Raw genomic sequence first — 3,957 nt, forward strand, 5'->3', positions numbered from 1 at the left:
CTGGTTAGCCAGCCCGATTACCGGCGGTGATGGCAATCGGGAGTTTTTGATGGTCGCGCAAATCGGGAGTTTTTGAAGGTCGTGCAAAATAGATGATTGGCTTGATATGCGAAGGTCAGGTAATTACAGCTTCTTTTCCCAGAAGAGCGCCTGCCCCATCTCCGGATCCAACTCATACCCCGCAAACCCGAACTTCTGATATGCCCGCTGGGCGGGCTGGTTGCCTTGCAACACCTCCAAGGTGATTTTGCAGCAACCCCGCTGGCGGGCGATTTCTTCCACCTTCTCCATCATCAGCTGGTTCAGCCCCTGCCCTCGGTGGTTTTTACTGACAATCACATCGTGAATGTTGATCAGCGGCTGGCATTTAAAAGTGGAAAAACCTTCAAAGCAGTTGATTAACCCGGCTGGTTCTTTACCCTGCCAGGCCAGAATCTGAAAAGCACCGGAGCGATTTTTCAGAGCTTGAGGCAAGGCGGCTTTTACAGCGTCACTTAGCCCTTCTCCACCACCCATCGGGTCACGGGCATATTCGTCCATCAGTGCCACCAATGCGGCGGCTTGTTCGGGTTGGTTCAGGTCGGCTTCATGGATATCAAACATGGCTTTCTCAGCGGGCATTGTCGCGCAGGTGTTCATCCTGCAACTGGGCATCCAGTTGTTTCACCGGCAGGTGGGTCGCGCGTTGATGGGCATTAAAAATGTTTTCCAGCAGGCGGAACAGGCCAATAAATATGGCGGCAATCAGCAGATACATCACCCCGGCCAGCAGGAAAAACTCCAGATTCATGTAGGTGCGCGAAATCACGTTGCGGGTGGCACCCATCAAATCCAGCAGGGTGATGGTGGAAGCCAGTGCACTGCCTTTTAACATCAGAATCACTTCATTACCGTAGGCTGGCAGAATCATGCCAAACGCACGAGGCAAAATGATTTTACGGTACTGTTTTGCCTTGGACAGACCCAGCGCCATGGCTGCTTCCACCTCTCCTTTGGGCACTGACTGTATGGCACCTCGGAAGAGTTCAGCAATATAAGCAGCGGTGTGCAGGCTGAAGGTGATAATCGCGCACCAGTAGGGCTGGGAGAGTACTTCATCCCACAGCCAGCCCATGTTACGCAGGCTTTCAAACTGCGACAGGCCGTAATAAACCAGAAAAATCTGCACCAATAAGGGTGTGCCACGAAAAAAGAAGATGTAACCGTAAGGCAGTACCCACAACCAGGGATTTTTTGAGACTCGCAGCAGTGCCAAGGGTAAAGCCAGCAGAATACCAACGATACCGGACAAGACCACCAGTTTAAGTGTGACCCAGGCACCTTCCAGCAGTTGTGGCAGGTAACGAGCATAAGAATCCCAGGGTTCGTTGCCTGCTGTCAGTTGTTGCAGCCACTCGGATAACACCAGCATCCAGTCCATCAGCTGTGTCCTCCGGCATAACCCCGGCTGGCACGTTTTTCCATCAGACGCAGCAGTTGCATAAAAATGATGGTCAGCAGCAGGTAAATAAAGGCTGCCGCCAGATAAAAGGTGAAGGGTAGTTTGGTGAAACCAGCCGCTACATAAGCCTGACGCATCAGGTCATTCAGCCCGATTACCGATACCAGTGCGGTGTCTTTTAACAGCACTAAGAACAGGTTGCCCAGCCCCGGCAAGGCCAGTCGCCAGAGTTGCGGCAGCACCACAAAATAAAAAGCTTTAAAACGGCTCATGCCCAGTGACAAGGCCGCTTCCTGTTGTCCTTTGGGGATTTCCTGCAGGGCACCACGAAACACTTCGGTGGCATAAGCACCAAAAGCAATCGAAAGGGCGGCAACCCCGGCAGCAAAAGCGCTGACCTCCACATACACATCAAAGAGATGCAGCAGCAGCTCGGTGGTGCCAAAGTAGATAATCAGTACCAGCAGCAGCTCCGGCAATCCTCGCATCAGGGTGGTGTAACTGGTGGCAATCCAGCGCAACACCCTGATGGAGGACAGCTTGGCGGTGGCACCCAGCAGACCCAGGATCAGACCCAGCAGCAAACTGACAAATGCCAGTTTTAAGGTGACCCAGGTGCCTGCCAGCAGCAGGTGTCCAAAACCATGTAAATCCATGCGTTATTCAGACACTCAGAGGATGGAGAAAGGGAAGTACTTGGCGTTGATTTCAGCATAAACACCGTTATCAACAATTTCCTTCAGTGCCTGGTTAAAACGCTCACGCAGCTTGTTGTCGTTCTGGCGCACGGCAATACCAATCTTGTCATCAATATCGATATCTTCGCCCTTGAACTCGAAGTTGGCACCCGCTTCACTTCTCAGCCAGTCATAAGCCGGGAACTTGTCGGATACCATGCCTTGCAGACGACCGGAAGCCAGATCCAGATAGGCATTGTCCTGAGTGTCATACAGGCGCACGGTTACATCACGACCCAGTTCATCCTGCAGGTACTGACCGGCAATGGTGGCACGCTGCGCACCCAGGGTTTTACCTTTCAGGCTGGTTGCATCGGTTTTCATTTCGGTGGCTTTGGGGCCAATAAATGCCAGTACGTTGGAGTAGTAGGGATCGGTGAAAGCCACCACACGCTGGCGCTCTTCGGTGATGGACATGGAGGCAATAATGGCGTCATAACGACGTGCGCGCAGACCAGGAATTATGCCATCCCAGTCCTGAGCAACAATTTCGCACTCGGCTTTCATCTGTGCACAAAGGGCTTTGGCGATGTCCACATCGAACCCTTGCAGTGCGCCGGTGTTGTCGATGAAGTTAAAAGGTGCATAAGCGCCTTCGGTGGCAATACGGATTTTATCAGCCAGTACACCGGTGGATACCAGACTTGCAGAGGCAACCAGCGCCAGTGACATCAGCGTTTTCTTGAACACTTGCATTGTGTGTTTCCTTCTTTTTTTTGGTTTGTCAGGGGTGACACGTCATAGAGTGACCCTTTGCAGCAGCAAAGAACCTGCCAGAATCATAGATGACTGGACAGGAATTCTCTGCAACGGGTTGAAACCGGGTTGGTGAAAAATTGTTCTGGGGGGCTGAGTTCTTCCACTTGCCCCTGATGCAGGAACATCACCTGACTGGAAACATCCCGCGCAAAGCGCATTTCGTGGGTGACAATCAACATGGTGCGGCCTTCTTCAGCCAGCGCTCGCATTACACCCAGCACTTCGTTGACCAGCTCTGGATCCAGTGCTGAGGTGGGTTCATCAAACAGTAACACTTCCGGATCCATTGCCAGGGTACGGGCAATGGCGACCCGCTGTTGCTGACCACCGGAAAGTTGCAAAGGATAGGCTTTTTCCTTGTCGCCCAGCCCGACTTTTTTCAGCAGGGCGGCGGCTCGATCTCGCGCTTCAGCTTTGTTTTTGCCGAGTACCTGAACAGGAGCCAGAGCAATGTTGTCCAGCAGGTTCAGGTGAGGCCAGAGATTAAAGTTTTGAAACACAAAACCCATACGGGCACGAAAGGCTTCCAGCTGGCGGCTTTTAACAGCTTCCAGCTCGCCATCACGGTTAGCTTTTAATTCCAGCGCTTCACCGCGCAGGCTGATGGCTCCGCGTGAGGGTTTTTCCAGCAGGTTAAGACAACGCAGAAAAGTGGATTTACCGGAGCCGCTGGAACCCAGAATAGAGATCACATCTCCTTCACGCGCAGCAAGGGAGATGCCTTTTAATACTTCGTTCTGACCATAACGCTTGTGGAGGTCACTGACCGCCAGGGCGGTTTGTGCAGTATCAGTACTAGTTGAAGAGGGTTCAGGTGCGGGGTTCATCTCGCTGCCTTAGTCAGTTCTGTTATTGGCCTTGTGGGCTGACCGATTGAACAAAACGCTAGTTTAACCGCATCTGGCACTGCTGAATACCCAAAAAATTCGCATCAGCGCTTAAAAGACCCGCTGCAATTCAATCTCCGGATCACTCAGTGGCCCGGTAATTTTGTAACGAGCCTCGGTGAAGGTGTCAAAC

5 protein-coding genes are annotated in these 3,957 nt (G+C 52.4%); all 5 read right to left on the reverse strand.

The features are described from left to right. Nucleotides 1–123 precede the first annotated feature (123 nt). Nucleotides 124–621, reverse strand: a complete 498-nt coding sequence (locus IBX50_RS18185) for a GNAT family N-acetyltransferase (RefSeq protein WP_292257817.1) — start codon at nt 619–621, stop codon at nt 124–126. Continuing rightward, nucleotides 611–1,420: an ABC transporter permease gene (locus IBX50_RS18190; protein ID WP_292257818.1), complete on the reverse strand. Its 810-nt coding sequence runs from the start codon at nt 1,418–1,420 to the stop codon at nt 611–613. Before IBX50_RS18190 ends, IBX50_RS18185 begins: the two co-directional genes overlap by 11 nt. Further along, nucleotides 1,420–2,097 (reverse strand): ABC transporter permease subunit, encoded by a 678-nt coding sequence (locus IBX50_RS18195; RefSeq protein ID WP_292257819.1) that lies wholly within the window; start codon nt 2,095–2,097, stop codon nt 1,420–1,422. Before IBX50_RS18195 ends, IBX50_RS18190 begins: the two co-directional genes overlap by 1 nt. Nucleotides 2,098–2,112: 15 nt before the next feature. Further along, entirely contained in the window at nt 2,113–2,874 is a 762-nt protein-coding gene (locus tag IBX50_RS18200; RefSeq protein WP_292257820.1) for an ABC transporter substrate-binding protein, read from the reverse strand. A gap of 83 nt (nt 2,875–2,957) precedes the next feature. Further along, nucleotides 2,958–3,764, reverse strand: coding sequence for an ATP-binding cassette domain-containing protein (locus tag IBX50_RS18205; RefSeq protein ID WP_292257821.1), 807 nt, complete (start codon nt 3,762–3,764; stop codon nt 2,958–2,960). Between the last annotated feature and the right edge of the window lie 193 nt (nt 3,765–3,957).

Source organism: Marinospirillum sp. (genome assembly GCF_014859565.1).

What these genes read in the sequence shown, in the direction of transcription:
- IBX50_RS18185 (WP_292257817.1), bottom strand. Translation starts at nt 621, where the DNA reads ATGCCCGCTGAGAAAGCCATGTTTGATATCCATGAAGCCGACCTGAAC.
- IBX50_RS18190 (WP_292257818.1), bottom strand. Translation starts at nt 1,420, where the DNA reads ATGGACTGGATGCTGGTGTTATCCGAGTGGCTGCAACAACTGACAGCA.
- IBX50_RS18195 (WP_292257819.1), bottom strand. Translation starts at nt 2,097, where the DNA reads ATGGATTTACATGGTTTTGGACACCTGCTGCTGGCAGGCACCTGGGTC.
- IBX50_RS18200 (WP_292257820.1), bottom strand. Translation starts at nt 2,874, where the DNA reads ATGCAAGTGTTCAAGAAAACGCTGATGTCACTGGCGCTGGTTGCCTCT.
- IBX50_RS18205 (WP_292257821.1), bottom strand. Translation starts at nt 3,764, where the DNA reads ATGAACCCCGCACCTGAACCCTCTTCAACTAGTACTGATACTGCACAA.